The sequence below is a fragment of the Chryseobacterium lacus genome (genome assembly GCF_003336205.1).
Taxonomy (GTDB): Bacteria; Bacteroidota; Bacteroidia; order Flavobacteriales; family Weeksellaceae; genus Chryseobacterium_A; species Chryseobacterium_A lacus.
Genome location: NZ_QPIE01000023.1, coordinates 1 through 909, shown reverse-complemented (window position 1 = coordinate 909; position 909 = coordinate 1). Strand labels below are relative to the sequence as shown.

At 50.1% G+C, this 909-nt stretch carries 1 pseudogene; it reads right to left on the bottom strand.

Annotated features, from left to right (window positions below):
• A pseudogene (locus DQ356_RS11255) lies at positions 1 to 909 on the bottom strand (hypothetical protein); the annotation flags it as partial.

Below are 909 nucleotides of genomic sequence, written 5' to 3'. Positions count from 1 at the left end.
CACATTTTACGATTTTCAGCTGCAGAACTCCGTTAGGGTTGGTAGAGATCTCGTTAAAATTCACCGTGACGGATGAAGTTCCCTGTCCGCTGACGAAGCTTCCAAAATTGGATGGCGAAAAACTCCATTCCATGGAATCGGGAACGATGCCGTTCAGATTGGCGGTGAACGTCTGGTTGGAACTCGGGCAGTAAAGGCCTCCTGAAGGCGGCGTAACGGTGATGCTGCCCATGTTGAAAGCTTCTACAGGCAAGGTAACCGGTGGTGAAAGACACCCTACCGGATCAAGGCTGCGGTTTCGTACGGAGACACTGAAAGGGCCAGCACCGGTAAAAATCACCGTAATGCTTTGCCCGGTATTGCTTCCCTGGATGGTACCTCCTGTCACTTCCCATACCGGAATCGTGCCGCTGTCAATACTGCTGAGGCTGTACGTTTGTGGAATTAACTGGCATACCTTGTCGGGCCCTGTGATGCTGCCGGTAGGAGCGTCAGGCACCTTAACGGCTTTTACAATTTTGGCATCTCCCATGCAGCCGCCAGGCTTGCTGGCATAAATGGCATAGGTGCCTGCAGTATTGAACGTATGAGTAAACGGCCCGTTGACATTATTATAATTTTGGGTGTTATTATTATACACTACCGTCCAGTTGTTAATGCCTCCCGGGATGCTGCTGAAAGTCAGGCTGCTGCCCGTACATACAGTATCCGCACCTCCTGTAACGATAACAGGGGAGGTCACATTAATTTCAAATCGCGCAGAGCCTTCACACCCCAGCAAAGTATTTACGTACTCCGCTCTGATCTCAAATGTGCCGGATTGCGATGCCTTCACCATAATCTCATTTCGGTGAGGGGTATAGGACAACTGTACCGAAGGATCATTGGTACTCCATAATACCGAAGTAG